This window comes from Cytobacillus sp. ABV4_503, assembly GCF_056158445.1.
In genome coordinates this window covers 53,005-70,581 of the sequence record NZ_JBSWTH010000002.1, presented here as the reverse complement: position 1 = coordinate 70,581, position 17,577 = coordinate 53,005, and the positions used below count along the sequence as shown (strand labels likewise).

General features: G+C 44.0%; 17 protein-coding genes. 5 read left to right on the top strand and 12 right to left on the bottom strand.

Annotation, left to right across the window (positions count from 1 at the left end):
* Window positions 1-178 precede the first annotated feature (178 nt).
* The 3 genes from ACXAD1_RS25315 to ACXAD1_RS25305 all read left to right on the top strand — a co-directional run bounded on the left by ACXAD1_RS25315 (window position 179) and on the right by ACXAD1_RS25305 (window position 3,256).
* Window positions 179-1,864 (top strand): mechanosensitive ion channel, encoded by a 1,686-nt coding sequence (locus tag ACXAD1_RS25315; RefSeq protein WP_474911382.1) that lies wholly within the window; start codon window positions 179-181, stop codon window positions 1,862-1,864.
* Window positions 1,865-1,986: 122 nt separating this feature from the next.
* Window positions 1,987-2,418 (top strand): DUF4395 domain-containing protein, encoded by a 432-nt coding sequence (locus tag ACXAD1_RS25310; RefSeq protein WP_206845506.1) that lies wholly within the window; start codon window positions 1,987-1,989, stop codon window positions 2,416-2,418.
* A 112-nt stretch (window positions 2,419-2,530) separates the two neighbouring features.
* Entirely contained in the window at window positions 2,531-3,256 is a 726-nt protein-coding gene (locus ACXAD1_RS25305) for a YqcI/YcgG family protein (RefSeq protein ID WP_370224685.1), read from the top strand.
* Between the two features lie 118 nt (window positions 3,257-3,374).
* On the opposite strand, the gene ACXAD1_RS25300 is transcribed toward ACXAD1_RS25305, so the two are convergent.
* The 12 genes from ACXAD1_RS25300 to ACXAD1_RS25245 form a co-directional block, all read right to left on the bottom strand.
* Window positions 3,375-4,160, bottom strand: coding sequence for a serine hydrolase (locus tag ACXAD1_RS25300; protein WP_206845509.1), 786 nt, complete (start codon window positions 4,158-4,160; stop codon window positions 3,375-3,377).
* A gap of 1 nt (window position 4,161) precedes the next feature.
* On the bottom strand, window positions 4,162-5,172 hold the full coding sequence (locus ACXAD1_RS25295) for an ABC transporter ATP-binding protein (RefSeq protein ID WP_474911381.1): 1,011 nt from the start codon (window positions 5,170-5,172) through the stop codon (window positions 4,162-4,164).
* A gap of 2 nt (window positions 5,173-5,174) precedes the next feature.
* Window positions 5,175-6,104, bottom strand: a complete 930-nt coding sequence (locus ACXAD1_RS25290; protein WP_474911380.1) for a C40 family peptidase — start codon at window positions 6,102-6,104, stop codon at window positions 5,175-5,177.
* 33 nt (window positions 6,105-6,137) lie between these two features.
* Window positions 6,138-7,244: a dipeptide epimerase gene (locus tag ACXAD1_RS25285; RefSeq protein WP_206845514.1), complete on the bottom strand. Its 1,107-nt coding sequence runs from the start codon at window positions 7,242-7,244 to the stop codon at window positions 6,138-6,140.
* A gap of 13 nt (window positions 7,245-7,257) precedes the next feature.
* On the bottom strand, window positions 7,258-8,178 hold the full coding sequence (locus ACXAD1_RS25280) for a S66 peptidase family protein (protein WP_206845516.1): 921 nt from the start codon (window positions 8,176-8,178) through the stop codon (window positions 7,258-7,260).
* A 210-nt stretch (window positions 8,179-8,388) separates the two neighbouring features.
* The gene (locus ACXAD1_RS25275) at window positions 8,389-10,017 is read right to left on the bottom strand and encodes a peptide ABC transporter substrate-binding protein (protein ID WP_206845517.1); all 1,629 of its coding nucleotides are present in this window, start codon (window positions 10,015-10,017) and stop codon (window positions 8,389-8,391) included.
* Window positions 10,018-10,125: 108 nt separating this feature from the next.
* Window positions 10,126-11,124, bottom strand: coding sequence for an ABC transporter ATP-binding protein (locus ACXAD1_RS25270; RefSeq protein ID WP_474911379.1), 999 nt, complete (start codon window positions 11,122-11,124; stop codon window positions 10,126-10,128).
* A 4-nt stretch (window positions 11,125-11,128) separates the two neighbouring features.
* Window positions 11,129-12,085, bottom strand: coding sequence for an ABC transporter permease (locus tag ACXAD1_RS25265; protein ID WP_206845519.1), 957 nt, complete (start codon window positions 12,083-12,085; stop codon window positions 11,129-11,131).
* On the bottom strand, window positions 12,085-13,017 hold the full coding sequence (locus ACXAD1_RS25260) for an ABC transporter permease (protein ID WP_206845521.1): 933 nt from the start codon (window positions 13,015-13,017) through the stop codon (window positions 12,085-12,087). Before ACXAD1_RS25260 ends, ACXAD1_RS25265 begins: the two co-directional genes overlap by 1 nt.
* A gap of 13 nt (window positions 13,018-13,030) precedes the next feature.
* Window positions 13,031-13,855 carry a M55 family metallopeptidase gene (locus tag ACXAD1_RS25255; RefSeq protein ID WP_370224692.1) on the bottom strand — a complete coding sequence of 275 codons (825 nt, stop codon included), beginning with the start codon at window positions 13,853-13,855 and terminating at the stop codon, window positions 13,031-13,033.
* 178 nt (window positions 13,856-14,033) lie between these two features.
* A complete protein-coding gene (locus ACXAD1_RS25250) occupies window positions 14,034-14,351 on the bottom strand; it encodes a DUF3870 domain-containing protein (RefSeq protein WP_206845526.1) in 318 nt (105 codons plus the stop codon).
* A 180-nt stretch (window positions 14,352-14,531) separates the two neighbouring features.
* Window positions 14,532-15,734, bottom strand: coding sequence for an alanyl-tRNA editing protein (locus ACXAD1_RS25245; RefSeq protein WP_206845529.1), 1,203 nt, complete (start codon window positions 15,732-15,734; stop codon window positions 14,532-14,534).
* A 180-nt stretch (window positions 15,735-15,914) separates the two neighbouring features.
* Here ACXAD1_RS25245 and ACXAD1_RS25240 point away from each other — a divergent pair, with 180 nt between their 5' ends.
* Both ACXAD1_RS25240 and ACXAD1_RS25235 read left to right on the top strand, forming a co-directional pair.
* On the top strand, window positions 15,915-16,688 hold the full coding sequence (locus ACXAD1_RS25240; protein ID WP_474911378.1) for a general stress protein: 774 nt from the start codon (window positions 15,915-15,917) through the stop codon (window positions 16,686-16,688).
* 197 nt (window positions 16,689-16,885) lie between these two features.
* Window positions 16,886-17,575, top strand: a complete 690-nt coding sequence (locus tag ACXAD1_RS25235) for a hypothetical protein (RefSeq protein WP_206845535.1) — start codon at window positions 16,886-16,888, stop codon at window positions 17,573-17,575.
* Window positions 17,576-17,577 lie beyond the last annotated feature (2 nt).

Sequence of the window (17,577 nt, the reverse complement as noted above, 5' to 3'; positions counted from 1 at the left end):
GTCCGAATGAGCGCCACATTCGGACTCCATCTTCCTGTTTTCCTCTTCTTCTGTCCGAATGGGGCAAGTCAAACGCCCCTTCTGCGAAAACAATCTTGATAAAAGGACTGTTTACTCCTAAAAGCAGTGGGTATATGAAAGTATGCAATTCTACAAATTCTTTTAAGGAGTGACAATATTGGACAATAATCGGTACTGGGGCGGATTTGATTACCTTTTGGCCAAACTGCCTGATTTATTATTAGCACTATTAGTATTATTAGTTGGGTGGATGATTGCAAAAGCAATAGAAAAAGCCGTTTTAAAAGGGCTGCGCAAAACCAGCCTTGATGACAGAGTATTCCCTGATAAAGCAAATAGAAAGTATTCATCTGAGAAAATAATCAGCAAGATTATTTTCTATCTGCTGTTAGTGTTCGTATTTATCCTGTTCTTCAATATATTGGACCTCGATATTATCGCTGCACCTCTTGTGGGCATGTTCTCCTCCATAATGGCAGCAGTGCCGAGCATTTTAAAAGCAGCTCTAATTCTATTATTCGCATGGCTTATCGCCACCGGACTCAGCCTGCTGATCAGAAAGAGCGGCAGAACGCTCAAAGTTCAAGAAAAGCTTAGCAAATGGAATTTAACAGACCATAAAGAGCAGCCTGCCAATGTTATTGATAACGCAGCTAAAATTGTGTTCTATCTGACATTGCTGGTATTCCTGCCGGCTGTATTGGGAGCTCTAAACATGAATGGAATCGCCGGACCGTTCACCGGCATGCTTGAAAGCATCCTGGCCTTTTTGCCTAAGCTTCTTGCAGCAGCCCTGATTTTATTTGTAGGCTGGTTCGTTGCGAAAATCGTCCGTGATATTGTAACGAATTTCCTGCAGGCTATTGGAAGTGAAAAACTGACCGCAAGACTTGGCTTAAACCGATTGTTTGAAGGGACAAGCCTGGCATCTGTGATTGGCACAGTTGTGTTTGTTCTTATTCTGATCCCAACAGTCATTGCCGCTCTAGAGAGATTGGATATTGAAGGCATTTCCGGACCTGCCATTGCCATGCTGAATGATGTCCTGACGATGCTGCCGAATATTGCTGTAGCTATATTCTTCGTGCTGATTGGAGTTTGGCTCGGAAAATGGGTACGCAAATTCGTCTCCAGTTTACTCGAACGCATTGGATTGAATTCTTACTTCTCCGGTATGGGATTAAATAAGTCTGCTGCTGCAGGCAATGGTTTAAGCTTCTCCCAGGTGATTGGCTATATTGCAGAAGTGATTATTGTCCTGTTGTTTGTGGTACAGGCTCTTAATATCCTTGGCCTTGACTTCCTGGTAACATTGGCGACAGGTGTAATTGCCTACCTGCCTCATGTGATTGCAGCTCTTGTCATTCTTGGCGTAGGTTTGTGGCTGGGAGGTCTGGTTAAGAAATTGCTAAGCACGGTTCTTCAAGGACCGCATTATAAATTCCTTGCCAATATCGCTCAGGCAGCCATTATCGCGATTTCAATCTTTATGGCACTCGATCAGCTTGGTCTCGCCGCTTCCATTGTAAATGCTGCGTTCATTCTAACGCTTGGTGCACTTGCCCTGGCATTCGGCTTATCATTTGGTCTTGGTGGAAAGGATTTTGCAGCCAAGTATCTTCAAAAGCTTGATCGTAAAATTGAAGAAACAACTATTAACAAAGATGCCGATACGAAAGCAGTGATGAAAGAAGCCATGCCTGAAATGAAACCAGGCAACGCCACTAGTACTGTTGATAAACCGATTAACCCAACAAGTCCAGATCCGTCTATGAATCCTGCAAACGACCCATTAAATCCGCGCAATAACCGGATGGATGAAAACAATGGTCCATTGAAATAATTTTTGAAGCACGTCCCTGTGGGCGTGCTTTTTTATTTTCCAGGCTTTTTCTCTTCACAAAAACCTGCAATTTAAGTAAACTAATAATACCTATAAAACCAATGAGAAAGGTCGGAAAATAATTGGCAAATACACCGGTTTCTATTCCCCGTCCGCTCGTAAGAACCAATCAATGGTCGATCGTATTAAGTGTTTTAGCTTCGTGGCTTATCGGAGAAGCATGGATTCTTGCCATCCCCCTACTTGCAGGTATAATGGGCTTATTGTTCAGCTACAATCCCATTATGCGTACAGCAAAACATTTTCTGAGAAAAAATCCTGCTGATTACATTCCCGAAGACTGGGAGCAGCAGCAATTTAATCAAGTGATTGCCGTTGCCTGCCTGGCGCTGGGCCTAATAAGCTTTCTTCTGGGCTGGACAGCTGCAGGGTATGTTTTTACAGCTATGGTAGCCCTATCAGCATTTGTTGCCATTCTGGGATTTTGCATAGGCTGTTTTATCCGCTTTCAGTTCAATCAATATAAATACCGAAAATCATTAGATAAAGCTTAAGGCAGCCAACACGGCTGTCTTTTTCTTTTTCTTTTTCGTTTCCACTCAGCTAGTTTCAAAGGACTTTTTAAGGGGTACATATTTCATAAGTAAATCATTCTGAGGTGAAAAAATGAAAACTGCCAGTAAGTTTCTCTTAACAAAAGAGGATATGACTAACCCCGAAATTGTGCCTGAGTGGGTTATTCAAGAATATAAAACATTTCATGATACGGTTACAGATAAAACCTTCCCGTGCTATTTTGGAATGACTGCTGAGATGCGCGGCGAATTGAGATATGCCTATATTACACAGGAGGACTGGTCTAACCTGCCGGAAGCCCTCGAATCCTTTATCGAGCTATTTGACGCACCAAAACTGATTCGACATGGCTTGTTTGTATTTGTGGAGCCGGAAACAGATGAAAACCCGCTTGAACATTACAGAAAATATTTCTGGAATATCCTTCAGTACCTGCATAAGGTTGATACAAAGCCTTGGCCAAAGGATTATCCGACAGATCCTGACCATCATTTATGGGCGTTTTCTTTTGCCGAGGAACCATTCTTTGTGTTTGGAAATGCGCCTGCCTACAAGCAGAGAAAGACGAGGGATTTGGGCAATAGCCTTGTGCTCGGTTTCCAGCCGCGCCGCATTTTTGAAGGCCTTGAAGGCACCTCTAAAGGCGGCATCATGTCCAGGGAAAAAGTAAGGGAACGGGTTGAAAAATGGGATGGCCTCCCTACCCATCCAAACATCAGCCATTATGGCGATCCCGAACACCGTGAGTGGAAACAATACTTTATCGGTGATGACATTAAACCAATCGAAGGGAAATGCCCTTTTCATCATAAATAATTTTGAAAGCGCAGCGCCTAACGCACGAATTATCTTCGAGGAACGTCCATCTCCTAATTTTACCTGAAAAGCAAAAACTGCATAAATAAATAAGGAACCGTTCTCAGTATACGGTTCCTTATTTTAGGGTTATATATTGATTAATGAGACTGCCGATTGCGGACAGTAATTCTCTGCCCGCTGCCTGGCTTTGAAGCTGGTCCACAAGTACAGCGGCGTAAACAGTTTTTCCTTTATGGGTAAATATGCAGCAATCATGCTCTATTCCTGGAAGTTCGCCTGTTTTGCTGGCAACCTTGACTTTTTCCGTGTCTATCGTGTTTGCAAGTTTGTTTTTGTACTGCTGTTTTTCCAATATATCCAGTGCTTTTTGTGTGTATTTCCCGGTTAAAAGTGACTGCTCTGCCAACGCCTTTATGCCAGACACCATATCCCTGGCAGTCGTAGTGTTGTCCATGCCGTTTTTCAATGCCTCAAAGTCCATCATCTTCCTGTTTAATTCTGTACAATTATACCCCAAACCTTTGATTAGCTGATTGATTTTCTCTATTCCCAGCCTCTCAATGATTAAATTAGTTGCTGTATTATCAGATACAATGATCATGAGCGTCATTAAGTCTATAAACTTCACCTTCAGACCCTTGCTCATGGACTGCAATACCCCGGCTCCTCCAACCCGGGCAGCATCCTTCACCTCTGCTTCTTCATCAAGCTGAAGCATCCCTTTTTCTGCCTGTGAAAGCCCCGCGAGTAAAATGGGAACCTTAATCAAGCTTGCGGAAGAGATAACATCATCGGCATTTGTTTCGATTACACCATCTTCTGTATGGATATATACGGAAACGCGGCCGTCACAGCAGCTGGCCAATTTAAGAATTTCCGCTTTGAAAGTATGAAAGTTCATTTTATTTCGCAGCGGCTACTTGCGGCCGGTTATGGTCGCCCGTTACCTTTTCATTATATAAATGGCAGGCCACAAAGTGATCCTTCTCAATCTCCTGCCACTCAGGCTTCATGGAAGCACAGGCCTCCATCGCATAAGGGCAGCGTGTGCGGAATACGCAGCCGCTAGGAGGATTCATCGGACTCGGGAGTTCCCCTTCCAAAATAATTCTTTCCCGGTGATCCTCGACATCAGGGTCAGGGATGGGAATCGCCGACAGCAAGGCCTGTGTATAAGGGTGAAGCGGATTTTTATATAAGTTTTCGCTAGTGGTTAATTCCACTAGATTCCCCAAATACATAACGCCAATTCTGTCGCTGATATGTTTGACCATCGAGAGATCATGGGCGATAAATAAGTAGGTTAGACCTTTTTTCTTTTGAAGCCCTTTAAGCAGATTGACTACCTGGGCTTGTACCGATACATCAAGTGCGGAGATCGGCTCATCAGCAATAATAAATTCCGGATCAAGCGCCAAAGCCCGGGCAATTCCAATTCTTTGCCTCTGTCCGCCGCTGAATTCATGCGGATAGCGGTTGGCATGATCGCGGTTAAGACCCACATCCTCCAGAAGCTGATAGACCCGCTCAAGCCGTTCCTTTTTGTTCGGATATAATCCATGCACTTCCATGGGCTCCGAAATAATCTCCTGGACGGTTGACCGCGGATTTAACGAAGCATATGGATCCTGAAAGATCATCTGCATCTTCCTGTGAAAAGCAAATCTTTCTTTTTCAGTCATGGTATGGACATTCTTTCCGTCATAAAGGACTTCGCCTTCTGTACGGTTGTATAAACCAATAATTGTACGCCCTGCGGTTGATTTTCCGCAGCCGGATTCGCCGACAATCCCGAAAGTTTCGCCTTGTTTGATATGAAAGGAGACATCATCAACTGCCTTCAGAGTCTGGCCTTTCCCCATTGAAAAATGCTTTTTTAAATGATTGACCTGTAAGAGTGCTTCTTTTGACATATTTATTCCCCCGTCTCTTGCCAGTAACGTCTAGCTGCACATAATTCCTTTTCATAGATAGTATCTTTCAAGTCGATAATTTCGATGGTTTTACCGGTATTAGGAGAATGAAGCAGCTTTCCATCACCATAATAGATGCCTACATGATGGAGTTTGCCTTTTCCTTCTTCATAAGCAAAAAATAATAAGTCCCCGGGTTCAATGGCGTCAAGTTCAACCAGATTCCCTGCTTCCGCCTGATCATGGGCATCACGGGGGATGATATATCCATTTGCTTTGCACATAGAATAGCTGAAGCCTGAGCAGTCATATCCAAAGCTGCTCATGCCGCCCCATAGATATGGCAGGCCTAAAAATTGTACCCCCGCATCGATGATGTCTTTTCCGTTGCCTTTCCGTATAGCCCCGATTGATTCATACACCTGCACATCTTCAGGTTTTAGACATCCTGTTCCCTCAGGTGTCTGCACCTGAATCCACTCGGCTTCTTCTTTTAACACCGGGAGTATAGTTTGATAGCTTAGAACAAGTTCAGGCTCTCTATCATTAGAATAGAGCGTTGCCTTTTTCTTCTGAATGACCGCGGCCTTTCTGCTATCAAGCTTCCAATCTTCATTTTTTGTCAGCTGGGCTATCGGCACCCATCCAGGGTATCCTCTCCCGTCCTTAGAAGAAGGCTGGCTCGGCACAACAACATGAACCCACCCATCCTTCTCCTCCAATACAATTACTTCTTCTCCGTACAGAACTTGTGATTGAACAAGATTCCCATTGCAAAGTTCCAGCCTGGGTTCATATGTGAGTTTTTCAAGCCAGGAATCCAGATGAACTGGATTGGTGATGGCGTCAAGGTCTATTTCTCTTGATGAATCACTTGCTGTCCACAAGGTTGCAGCAGGAACCGAAACCAGCCATTTTTGCTGAATTGCCAAAACGAATTCCTCCTTTAAATTATCCATACTTTATCAGGAAGTTAGTTCCTGCTTGTTTACGATTAACGATACATTCCTGATGCCAAGGCCGTGTTCGGATGGCAGGGTGATTTTGCGGCCGGAATATTGAATTCCGCCTTCTACAATTTCTTTTGCCATCATCAATGGGGCGTCAAAATCAAAACGGGTTATATTCTTTTTGCTTGCGGCAAAGTGGGCTGCGGCCGTAATGCCGATCTTGGTTTCAATCATGCTGCCTACCATGCACTCCATCCCGCATACTTCAGCGAGCTGATTGATGATCTGCGCCTGATAAATACCGCCTGATTTCATCAGCTTAATATTAATCAAATCAGCACTTCGCGTTTTAATGATTTCAAATGCCTGCTTCGGAGAAAAGACGCTTTCATCTGCCATAATCGGTGTATCAACCGCATCGGTAACTTGCTTAAGGCCCTCTATATCCCATGCCTTCACAGGCTGTTCGACAAGCTCAATATTCAAGTCCAAAGCTTCCATTTTTCGAATGGCATAGATAGCATCCTTTGATTTCCAGCCCTGATTGGCATCCAGGCGGATTTTAATCTTAGGTCCGACTCGTGTGCGTATTTCTCTAATTCTCTCAATATCTGTTAAAATATCATCCTTGCCGACTTTCACCTTAAGGACATTAAAGCCTTGCTGAACATAGGAAACAGCATCTTCCCCCATTTCCTCCGGGCCATTGACGCTTACCGTATAATCCGTTTCCACCTCATTTTTATGCCCGCCTAAAAATTGGTAAAGAGGCAGTTTGCACTGCTGTGCAAGACAATCATACAATGCCATATCCACCGCTGCCTTTGCACTCGAATTTCCTATCAAAGCTGACTGAATTCCCTGGAAGATATCCTCATAGTTTAGAAGGCTCTTATTGACCAGCATCGGCTTTAATACATGATGAATGGCGGATTCGATGCTTGATAGGCTGTCTCCTGTGATCACCACAGTTGGAGGGGCCTCCCCCCAGCCGGCAATACCGTTATCGCAAGTTACTTTTACAACAATCGTTTCAGCTGTCTCAACCGTTCTCAAAGCTGTTTTAAATGGTTTTTTCAGTGGTACCGCAGCTCTAAATGTTTCGATCGTGTTTATTTTCATCCATACCACCCTTTTACTTAACGCCGCTTTCGATTATCAGCTTTTTACCGGCCGCATCCAATTTTGCACTTACACCTAATGGCACAGAAATATGCGGAGAGCAATGGCCGATATTAAAGCCCTTTACAGCCGGCTTATTCACCCTTTTTATATACGTATCAAGCACTTCATCCAGTTCTAAGGAAAGTTCTCTTTCCGGGACGCAATTATTAAAGTCCCCGATGATAAAGCCGGCCGCATCCTCAAGCTTCCCGGCCATATGCAGCTGGTTTAGCATGCGGTCGACCGCACGGGGCTCTTCATTGATGTCTTCAATAAGCACAAGCTTATCTTTTGTATCAATTTCATATGGTGTTCCAATCGTGCTGGACAGGAGAGACAGATTGCCGCCCGTTAAGATTCCTGAAGCACTCCCGCTCACCAGCGTCTCCAGATTCGAAATCCCTTCCGGATAGTCAAGCGTTACAGGCTTAAATAACTGGTTAAAATACTGCTTTGATAGTGGATCCGCATCCTCCTTGCCAATATCGGATGCCAGCATCGGGCCATGGAAGGTGACCAATCCTGTCTGCTGGCGGATTGCAGTATGCAGGAATGTAATATCACTATAGCCCCAGAAAATTTTCGGGTTTTCTTTAATAAGGCTGTAGTCAATTTGGGATGCAATTCTCCCTGTGCCATAGCCGCCGCCTGCGCAAATGATTGCTTTGACTTCCTTATCCAGAAACATTTTATGTAAATCTGCCAGCCGGTCCTCGTCATTTCCGGCAAGGTATCCATATTGATCAGTCACATGATCGCCCATTTTTACCTTTACGCCAAGCTCCTCCAAAAAGGCCAGGGATCGCTTTAGGTTTTCCTGATTGGGCGGGCTTGCCGGTGCTATAATTCCAATAGCATCGCCTTTTTCCAAGCGCTGAGGTTTCATTGCCATGCTGCCACATCCTTTTAGTTGTTTATTAGCATTATATGCTCCTTAAGTAAAAGCATTGTTTGGGAAATGAAATAATTGTCGAGGATATAAGCTAAAATTCGGGAAAATATATTATTTTTCGGGAAATAATTCAGAATGCTACTCTGAAAAAAAGGGATGTTCACACGAACACCCCTTTTCCTGTCACTTTCACGTCAAGCCGAAGAAGTATTACTTTTTATCTGCCCATTTAAGCTCCAGGTATCCAACCGGATGGCGGACGATTCCTGAAACTGCATCATTATAGAGATAAACCTGGTTGTAGTAATGGATAGGGATAATCGGCATTTCTTCGAATAAGATTTTTTCAGCTTCATACATCAGTTCAAAGCGTTTTGCTTCGTCTGCTTCATTCTTTGCATCTTTAATCAGCTGATCGTATTTCTCGTTGCTCCAGCCAGTGCGGTTCATGGAATGTCCTGTCTGGAAGTTTTCAAGGAAGTTGATTGGGTCAGCATAGTCAGCAAGGAATGAGCTGCGTGATAATTGGAATTTAAGCGCTTTTTGTTCTTCAGCAAATACATTCCATTCCATGTTGGCAAGCTTTACTTCAACGCCAAGGTTTTCTTTGAACATTTGCTGAAGTGCTTCAGCTATTTTCTTATGTGTATCATCCGTGCTGTATGTTAAGGTAACTTCCGGAAGCTTATCATATCCTTCTTCTTCCATGCCTTTTTCAAGTAATGCCTTCGCTTCTTCTGCATTTGTTTTTACAAGGTCACCCGATACTTCACGGAAATCTTTTCCTGTAGGATCAGCAAAACCATATGAAACAAATCCATATGCTGGCTTTTCACCATTCTTTGTGACGAAATCAACAATTTGCTGCTGGTCCACTGCCATCGCAAATGCTTTACGGATGTTTAGATTCTGGAATGGCTCCATGTTTACATTAAATCGATAGAAATAATCTCCAGCCTGGTCTTCAACCTTTGCTTCTCCCAGCAGCTGCTCGCTTAGCTCAGAAGGTACATCAGATACATCCAGTTCTCCCGATTGATACATTTGATATTCTGTATTTGTATCATCAATGATTGCCCAGTGAATTTTATCAAGCTTTACAGTCTCAGCATCCCAATACTGATCGTTTTTCTCCATCACAAAATGGCTGTCATGCTCCCATTCCGTTAAGTTGAAAGGCCCATTTCCGACAAAGGATTCAGCTTCAGCAAACCACTTCGGATTTTCTGTTGCAACTTTTTCGTTAATTGGGAAAAACGCAGGATTAGTAATCACACTTAAGAAGTAAGCTTGCGGACTAACTAAAGTAACTTCAAATGTTTTGTCATCAACTGCTTTTACTTTTACCTCATCAGCTGATCCTTCCCCATTGTTATAAGCTTCTCCGCCTTCAATGAAGTAGCCGAGGAAAGCGGCTGAAGAACCAGTATCAGGATTTAAAAGGCGCTTCCATGCAAATTCGAAGTCACCTGCAGTTACAGGATCACCATTTGACCATTTTGCATCCTCACGGATATGAAAGGTGTAAGTCTTTCCATCTTCTGAGATATCCCATTTTTCAGCAATTGCTGCTTCTGGTTCATGATCTTGCCCAAGACGGGTCAAACCTTCCATCAAGTTGTTCAGTGCGCTCCAGGAAACAGAGTCAAAGCCGATAGGAGGGTCAAACGAAGTCGGCTCCTGGCCATTGTTCAAATAAAGTACTTTTTCAGCACTTTCTTCTTCTTTCTTGCCATCATCCTTGCTGTCTGATTCATTGCCGGCATTTTCATTTGCCGTACAGGCTGCCATGACAAATAGCAATACGCCCGCCAGCAGCAGTGATAAAAACTTTTTCATTCTTTTTCCCCCTCTTAAAATATATTTCTTTATCTATCAGCTGGCTGTTTGACAGCTGATAGAATCATAACTTTCAAAGTACCGGTCCGGCACTTTGAAAGGAAAAACCTATTTTACACCTGCAAGCATTTTCTGTGCCCGCTCATCCTGGAGCCAGCAATCTACATGATGATCCTGGCTTAAATGAGTTTTATATGGATAGACCCGGTCACATACTTCCATTGCGAAGCCGCATCTGGCAGCAAATGGGCAGCCAGCCGGCGGAGCGAATAAATCCGGAGGTGATCCGCCAATGGGAACAAGATCAGCTCCGTCCAAATCAAGACGCGGAACTGAATTCAGCAGGCCCTTCGTATAGGGATGCTGAGGATTATAGAAGATTTCCCTTCTTTCACCAGCTTCCACTATTTTTCCTGCATACATCACGGCAATGCGATTCGCTACTTGAGCGACAACCCCCAGGTCATGGGTAATGATGATTATAGATACCCCTGTTTTCCTCTGTATATCTTTAAACAAATCCAATATTTGAGCTTGAATCGTTACATCAAGTGCTGTAGTGGGTTCATCGGCAATCAGCACTTCCGGTTCACAGACAAGGGCCATGGCAATCACAATCCGCTGCCTCATCCCTCCGCTGAACTGGTGCGGATAATGCTTCAATCTTTCGGACGGATTTGGAATCCCAACTAAATTTAGCATTTCCAGGGCCTTTTTACGGGCATCCTGCCGGGAAATGGATTCATGCTGCATAATTCCTTCAATAATTTGCTCCCCAATGGTAATCGTAGGGTTCAAAGCGGTCATTGGATCCTGAAAGATCATCGAAATGTCTGCACCGCGAATATCCCGCATCTCAGACTCTTTTAATTTAGTCAAATCCTTCCCTTTAAAAAGGACAGCGCCATCAGCTATTCTCCCTGGCGGGGATGGAATCAGCCGCATGATGCTCTGGGAAGTCACGCTTTTTCCGCAGCCGGATTCACCGACTATCGCAAGGGTTTCTCCCTTATACAAATCAAATGTTACTCCCCTTACAGCCTGGACTTCACCGCCATAAGTGGTAAATGTGACATGCAGGTCTTTTACTTCCAGTACTTTCTCCATGCTGCTACCTCCTTAACTTCGGATCGAGGGCATCCTGCAATCCATCTCCGAGCACATTAAATGAAAACATGGTCAGGGAGATGAAAAAGGCAGGGAAGAACAGGCGCCACCAGTGACCTGATAGGATTGTAGACAGCCCATCATTAGCCATGGATCCCCAGCTGGCAAAAGGAGGCTGAATGCCTAATCCCAGAAAGCTCAGGAACGCCTCTGCAAAGATGGCTGACGGAACGGTAAGTGTCATCTGTACAATAATAGGGCCCATTGTATTCGGCAGCAGGTTTTTCTTAATAATCCTCGAAGTTTTTGTCCCAAAAGTCTTTGATGCCAGTACAAATTCATAGTTCTTAATCTGCAGAACCTGCCCGCGGACAATCCGGGCCATCCCAACCCAGCCCGTCACAGAAAGGGCAAATATAATCGTGAATAAACCTGGTCCCATTACGACGCTGATTAAAATAACAACAAGCAAATAAGGAAGTCCATATAGAATTTCCACAACCCTCATCATGGCATTATCTGTTCTGCCGCCTTTATAGCCGGCGATACCACCATAGATGACTCCGATTGCAAAATCAATCATGGCAGCAACGATTCCCACGAATAAGGAAATTCTTGCCCCATACCATGTTCTGGCGAATACATCTCTGCCAAGCTCGTCAGTGCCGAACCAATATTTCGATGATGGCGGAAGGTTCTGATTGGTCAGAGACTGCTCAGATACACTATGCAGAGAAATCATCGGTCCAAAAATAGACATAAAGGCTAAAGCAATAAGAAAGAATAGACCTGCCATTGCCAGCTTATTTTTCAAGAGCCGGCGCCATGCATCCTGCCAATAGGAAAGGCTCGGCCTTACAACTGCTTCCGCTGCATCCTGGTCCTTGGCCTTAGGCACAAACCAATCATCCGGAATATCGGGTGCAAGATTGCGGTCATCATGCTGTTTTCGCAGTTCCATTAGCTCGCCTCCTTTTTGTGCAGCTTAATTCTCGGGTCTAAAATTCCGTATGCAATGTCCACAAGGAACAGCATAATAATCAATATTGAACTGTAAAAAACGGTGGTTCCCATTATGACGGGATAATCACGTGTATTGATGCTTTCTACAAAATACTTTCCCATTCCAGGAATGGCAAAGATTTTTTCAATGACAAACGTACCTGTCAAAATGCTCGCTGCCAAGGATCCCAGTACAGTTACGACAGGCAGAAGGGCATTCCTCAGTGCATGCTTAAACACAATTTTCACCGGTGATAAGCCTTTTGCTTTGGCTGTTTTTATGTAATCCTGAGTCAGCACCTCCAGCATGCTTGAACGTGTCAGACGGGCGATAATCGCCATGGGCCCGGTCGCAAGCGCCAGAGTCGGCAGGATCATATGCTTCGGACTTGACCAGGTAGCCACCGGCAGGATTGCCAGGTTGACAGCAAGCTGCTGAATTAACAGTGTGGCAAGCACAAAGTTTGGCACTGATATGCCCAGAACAGCAATGGTCATCGCTAAATAATCAATAAAGCCATTGTGCCGGAGGGCAGCTATGATTCCGAGGGCAATTCCCGAAAAAACTGCCACGATCAATGTGACCATTCCCAGTTCGAAAGACACCGGAAAACCCCGTCCGAGCATTTCATTAACCGTCTGGGAAGATTTTTTAATAGATGGCCCAAAGTCGAATGTCACAACGGACTTCAAATACATCCCATATTGGACATAGAGCGGCTCATCCAAATGGTAGAATTTTTCCAGATTCCGCTGGACCGCTTCACTTGTATTTCTTTCTTCATTAAAAGGCGACCCCGGTATGGAATGCATTAAGAAAAAAGTCAGAGTGATAATGAACCAAAGTGTGACGACCATTGCGATAAGGCGTTTTATTATGTATCCAGTCATTCATTAACACTTCCTAACAGAATGTAGTTCTCATGGCCAGCTCAGTCATCACCAGCATCGCCTGGTATGCTTCAAGAATATCTTTAGCCTGATAGCGGACAATGGTTGTATTCTCTTCTATCTCCGCACCAGGCATTAAAGCAGCCCACTCAGCCTGGCCATAGTTGGCAAATTCAATTTTCAATACAGGGTTTTCTGGCGGAACAAGCGGTTCTACAAGTTCCTTCCTGCTAAGAGCCTCTGCTGCTTTTTCTCTTAAAAGCTGTCCGGCTTTTGCAGGTGTCAGCGATTTCACGCTTGAACGGGATATCGTCTCCTTTACAACCGCAGTGGTGACATTCGGAATTAATTTTTCTGCTTCCAGAGCCGCCTGGTCATCTCCGGCCACCATAAGGACCGGTACGCCATGATAACCTGCCACATAAGCATTAAAGCCCATTTCCCCAATGGCATGGTCATTGATGTACATATGCCTAACACCGAATATCATGGAGTGGGACATCACTCCCTTCATGGAAGCACGTGCATGATAACCAACAAACATGGCACCGCTAAAGGTTGAGTCAAGCCCCTGAACCATTGAGTATGGCTTCACATCGCCCGTAATCAGCTGTGTTTCAGGATGCATCCTTTCAATCAGCAGGTTATTCATTTTCGAGTGGCTGTCATTTACAATAACCTCGCTGCAGCCCTCATCAAAGGCAGCTGTTACCACATGATTTGCTTCATCAGTCATGATTACCCTGCTTCGTTCATAATTGTGCTTCGAAGAGTCTACATGTGTGTGATCAGCCAGACCCGTTATTCCTTCCATATCAACAGATAGATAAAGCTTCATTTGAATCCCCCAAATATTATATTGTTATAGTTTTATATTATAGATTATTTGATATTTTCTGTAAAATTTACCTCCAATCTGCCTTATACAGGCAGAATGCAAAAAATCCAGCTATCGGAGAAAATAATGCTCTTCTCTGATAGCTGGATTTCATCTGCGGAAAACAGAAAAAGCAGCTTTACTTATTCATAATTTGTGTATATTTTATATGGGCATTTTTAAAGGCAACCATTAGCGCCTTTTGCGAGGAGCCGAAGTAGCGGCTTTCGATTTCTTCCATTACCTTGTCTGCTTCCAGTATGGATTTGCCGACAAATATAGATTTAATAAATAATGAGGTTAAGTTAATGGTAGATGAGCATTCTGCATCTACAATTTCATCTGTGTCCCTGTCAATTACAAGACCTATAAAGAAGCCATTGTATTTTTGCATAATCGGATTGTTCAATGATGTTTTGCTGTCTCCGATGATATAGACGGTATTTTGTCTGTACATGAACTTGCCTCCTGCAGAACCGGATATTATATGAGGCGTTTATGAGGCTATCATAAACATTCATTATAATGCATGGCCCGTACCAAAATTGTAATACAACAGAGGCTCTATTACAATCACTTTTCAATACTTTTCTAAATATTTTATCAATTAACGCTGTTCCTTTTAAATTTTACTTAATTAGTTTTCAGTGCTGCTTTGCCCGGCAAGTCTCAATGCATACTGCAGGAGGTCCTCCCCGCTCATAAGCTTGTCTCCCCCACCCTGTGCAAATTGAGGGTTCCCCCCGCCTTTGCCATTAATTTTCTGCAGAAGTTCTGCGGAAAGGCTCTTCATATCAGGCCCGGAATCCTTTCCTCTGGCACATACAAATTGGAGCTTATCAGCGGTTTCATTGATTAGGATAGCAACTGCATTTTCAGATTGGGAGGCGATTAGGCGCGCCAGTTTCTGCAGCTCCTGAATGGAGCGTCCCTCAGAGACTTTGCTGATCCACTCTCCGTTCCCTGTTGTGAACATTTCTTTTGCTTCATAAGCTAACAGTGCTTCCTTTGCTGCTTCCAGTTGTTTCTCCAGGTCCTTTCCATTTTCAATCAAACGGCTGGCCGCTGACGGCAAGTCCTTTTCAGGTGCATTAAGAAGCTGGCTAAGATTTTTGGTAATCTCATGTTTGGTCTGAAGCTGCGCAAGGATCCGGCCCCCACAGATAAACTGCACACGGATTTTCTTTTTTTGGCGTTCCCAGTCTAATACTTTAATGCCTGCAACCTGGCCGGTTGAAGATGGATGGGTTCCGCCGCATCCGTTATAATCAAATTCCGGAATCATCACAAGCCGAATGTCTTCACTTACAGACAGCTGCTTGCGAAGGGGAAATTGGGAAGCTTCTTCCGCACTCACCCACCTGGCTTCAATTGGACGGTTCTCAAGGATGATGCTATTTGCCAGCCTCTCCGCTTCCTCTGCATGCTGGACCCGCAATTCACTGATTTCCAGGTCAATGGTTAATGTTTCTTTGCCTAAATGAAAGCTGACCGTTTTATAGCCGTAAAGCTCTTCAAAGGCAGCCGATAATATATGCTGTCCTGCATGCTGCTGCATATGGTCAAACCGTCTGTTCCAATCAATTTCTCCTGATACACTGGACCTGGACGGGTCTAGCTCCCTTTCTATATAGTGACGGATTTCCCCATCCACCTCGTCGACATCCACTACTTTTACGCCATTTAGTGTTCCCTCATCATGTGGCTGTCCTCCGCCAGTTGGATAAAAGGCCGTTTCTTTCAGGACGGCATATATCCTTTCCATGTCATCTGCTGCCTGATATACAAGTTCCGTTTCAAATGTTTGGATATATGGGTCTTCATAATAAAGTTTATTCAAAGCGAACCAACCTTTCTTGTGACTATTCTATTTTTAAACTACCGATTATGCAGTTACAGGTCAAGCCACTTATTAGTCAAGGGTAAATTATTAGTAATTTTATCCACGCGGTTTATGGCTGTGATGAAAAAGGTATGTACACCAATAGATAAGCAATAAATTATAAGGAGGATGATGAACATGGCAACAAACAAGCATATTGTAGGTGCATATGATACAGAGCAGGAAGCTATACAAGCGGTTGAAAAGTTAAGAGCGGAGGGATACCGTCCTGAAGACATTTCCGTAATCAGCAAAAATAAAGATGATGTAGATGCCGTTACAGAAGAAACAGGCACAAAAACGGAAGAAGGATTAGCTGCCGGAGCGGCAACAGGCGGAATTCTGGGAGGACTAACAGGTCTTCTGGCCGGTGTAGGCGCATTGGCGATTCCCGGAATCGGGCCGATTGTGGCAGCAGGACCAATCGCTGCTACATTAACAGGCGCTGCTGTTGGCGCAGGAGCCGGCGGTATAGCAGGAGCACTTATCGGCATGGGCATTCCTGAAGAGGAAGCACATCGTTATGAAGCTGATGTCAAATCAGGGAAAATCCTTGTGTTAGTTGACCCTGAGACTAAGTCCGCAGATTTTACTGACGGCTATACAGATACAAACCGTTCTGTTCTGGAAGGAGACAGGACAACCTATACAAACGCTGATCCTTTAAATCCCGGAGAGCTTGACCGCGGAACGAATGCTTTTAAGGATAACACCAGAAACAGCAGCAGTGTTTGGACAGATGAGAACCTGGACTCAAACCGTCCGCTTAGCGAAAAGCTTGACGACACGAAAACAGATGACTATACAGACCGTACTGTTTCTGCCTACAACGATGATGTGGATACCCGCTACAGAGATACTTATGATTTTAATAACGTAAGGGAGAACCGCAATAACCCTTATAAAGGATAAAGAAATAGGAGCTTTTCCCAAGAAAGGGATGAGCTCCTTTTTTGCGTACATATAGATAATGGCATGAGCTCTCACATTTCAATACTGGATTTCGATTGAATAAATTCCAGATTTTTCAGGTTTGTCCGAATTATTTTCAAAGTTATACTTAAATGTAATGGAATGGAAAAACAGAAATCTAGCGGGGGGAAATGATAATGAGAAGAGTGTTGCCAGCACAAATTATTTCTCATAGTCAATTTGGTTACAAAAAGATACCATCAAGTGTCCAATGCGAGTGCCCTAAATGCAGTAAACCGAGCCTTTTTACGATAAAGGCAAATTATAATCATACAAGCAAGTCCAGCATACTTTCGCATGGAAGTTGTTCTGCCTGCAAAAAGGAATCGGTTTTTATCATGATTCTTAACCAAGCTGAACAATCCAGTGACGAGACTATTCTCTATATCTATGACCCCAATTCAGCGAAAGAGCTCCTGACTCAGCTTGAAAAAATAAAGGAAGTGCCGGGAGACCTGACAAGAGCCTACCGATCGGCTTTAAATGTCAGCTATTCCAAAGATACGGTTGCTACTGCCGTGATGTCCAAACGGGTACTTGAAAGCATACTGAAGAACTTCCTCGGCGAGGAGGTCAAGGGGCAAAACCTTTCAAAACAGTTTGAACAGCTGCCAGAGCATGTTGATTTAGCAAGGCCTCTGCAGTCTTTAAGCCAGCTGGCACAGCCAGGCAGCGCTTTTTACCAGATGCTTGATCTTGAAAAGGATATTGATCAGGAAATGGCTTCTCTGCTGATGGAGCTTTTAGAAAGTTTAATAGAGTACTTATTTGTCCTGCCGAATAAAATTGAATTGCTGCAGCAAAAACTTAATCAAAAACTGCACTAACC

Excerpts from the sequence above, each read along its gene's own strand:
- ACXAD1_RS25250 (WP_206845526.1), bottom strand. The coding sequence starts at position 14,351 with ATGTACAGACAAAATACCGTCTATATCATCGGAGACAGCAAAACATCA.
- ACXAD1_RS25260 (WP_206845521.1), bottom strand. The coding sequence starts at position 13,017 with ATGACTGGATACATAATAAAACGCCTTATCGCAATGGTCGTCACACTT.
- ACXAD1_RS25280 (WP_206845516.1), bottom strand. The coding sequence starts at position 8,178 with ATGGCAATGAAACCTCAGCGCTTGGAAAAAGGCGATGCTATTGGAATT.
- ACXAD1_RS25285 (WP_206845514.1), bottom strand. The coding sequence starts at position 7,244 with ATGAAAATAAACACGATCGAAACATTTAGAGCTGCGGTACCACTGAAA.
- ACXAD1_RS25295 (WP_474911381.1), bottom strand. The coding sequence starts at position 5,172 with ATGTCAAAAGAAGCACTCTTACAGGTCAATCATTTAAAAAAGCATTTT.
- ACXAD1_RS25240 (WP_474911378.1), top strand. The coding sequence starts at position 15,915 with ATGGCAACAAACAAGCATATTGTAGGTGCATATGATACAGAGCAGGAA.
- ACXAD1_RS25305 (WP_370224685.1), top strand. The coding sequence starts at position 2,531 with ATGAAAACTGCCAGTAAGTTTCTCTTAACAAAAGAGGATATGACTAAC.
- ACXAD1_RS25255 (WP_370224692.1), bottom strand. The coding sequence starts at position 13,855 with ATGAAGCTTTATCTATCTGTTGATATGGAAGGAATAACGGGTCTGGCT.
- ACXAD1_RS25300 (WP_206845509.1), bottom strand. The coding sequence starts at position 4,160 with ATGAACTTTCATACTTTCAAAGCGGAAATTCTTAAATTGGCCAGCTGC.
- ACXAD1_RS25270 (WP_474911379.1), bottom strand. The coding sequence starts at position 11,124 with ATGGAGAAAGTACTGGAAGTAAAAGACCTGCATGTCACATTTACCACT.
- ACXAD1_RS25275 (WP_206845517.1), bottom strand. The coding sequence starts at position 10,017 with ATGAAAAAGTTTTTATCACTGCTGCTGGCGGGCGTATTGCTATTTGTC.
- ACXAD1_RS25235 (WP_206845535.1), top strand. The coding sequence starts at position 16,886 with ATGAGAAGAGTGTTGCCAGCACAAATTATTTCTCATAGTCAATTTGGT.
- ACXAD1_RS25265 (WP_206845519.1), bottom strand. The coding sequence starts at position 12,085 with ATGGAACTGCGAAAACAGCATGATGACCGCAATCTTGCACCCGATATT.